At 59.7% G+C, this 1,035-nt stretch carries 2 protein-coding genes; one reads left to right on the plus strand and one right to left on the minus strand.

Annotation, left to right across the window (positions count from 1 at the left end; all coding sequences use genetic code 11):
• Positions 1-107: 107 nt before the first annotated feature.
• Positions 108-563: a response regulator transcription factor gene (locus tag P0D89_RS53350; protein WP_408379709.1), complete on the plus strand. Its 456-nt coding sequence runs from the start codon at positions 108-110 to the stop codon at positions 561-563.
• 43 nt (positions 564-606) lie between these two features.
• Here the strand turns inward: P0D89_RS53350 and P0D89_RS53355 are convergent.
• A partial coding sequence (locus P0D89_RS53355; RefSeq protein ID WP_408379711.1) for a response regulator transcription factor occupies positions 607-1,035 on the minus strand: 429 nt, incomplete at its 5' end.

The raw sequence follows: 1,035 nt of genomic DNA on the forward strand, positions 1-1,035 counted from the left end.
GTTGTTGAAGCCCACGGTGGGCAAATCTGGGCCTCCAATAACCCCGAAGGTGGTGCGACGTTCTCGTTCAGCCTTCCGCCAGCCATGAAGGAGGAGGAGGCGCGAAAGTGACGCAAGGCGACCGGCGCGCGAAAGTGGCGGGCGGCATCGACCACACGTCATCCCGAGAGAGAGTAACCGAGGGGCCCATTTTGCACATTACGCCAGTGGTTTCGATTGTCGACGATGATTCAGCCGTTCGTGTTGCGTTAGGCAGCCTTATCCGGTCGCTGGGCTGGCAGGTGCGCTTGTATGAGTCGGCAGAAGAATTTCTTTCATCCGGTCAGGTGGCTCACACCTCCTGCCTGATTTCCGATATCCGTATGCCCGGGATGTCGGGTATCGAGATGCATGAGCGCCTGCGTGCCCATGGAAATGCCCCGCCCACCATCTTTATCAGCGCCTATCCGACCCCGGCATTGCAGGCAAAGGCCGCGAGTAACGGCGCACTGGTGTTGCTGCAGAAGCCTTACCAGGCCGCTGCACTGACTCACTGGCTCTCGGTCGCTCTCGGAAATCCCTAGCGAATCATCGACGCTGTGCAGAAGTGCTGACGCGCGACGTCGCTCAGTGATGACCGCCGTGGGGCAAAGGGGGCTCGATACCAAGGGATTCGGCCTTGCGGACGAGGTCCGGCATCGAGCGCGCCTTCATCTTGCGCATCACCTGTCCACGGTGAACCTTCACCGTGATTTCGCTCAGGTTCAGCTCAGAGGCAATCTGCTTGTTCTGCAGACCGGACAGCACAAAGCCCATCACCTCTTTCTCGCGTGGTGACAGGGATGCATACAAAGCGCGCAGACCGGCTAACGCAGTTTCTGCCGTGAGCCGTTCGCTGTCTCGCACCAGGGCCTGAGCCACGGCGTCGAGCATGTCCTGGTCCTTGAACGGCTTCGCCAGGAAATCGAGCGCGCCAGCCTTCATCGCCTTCACCCCCATCTCGATGTCTCCATGACCGGTCATGAAGATGACAGGAATGCGCATGCCGCTATTGAT

The organism is Paraburkholderia sp. RL18-085-BIA-A (assembly GCF_046027075.1).
Classification (GTDB): domain Bacteria; phylum Pseudomonadota; class Gammaproteobacteria; order Burkholderiales; family Burkholderiaceae; genus Paraburkholderia.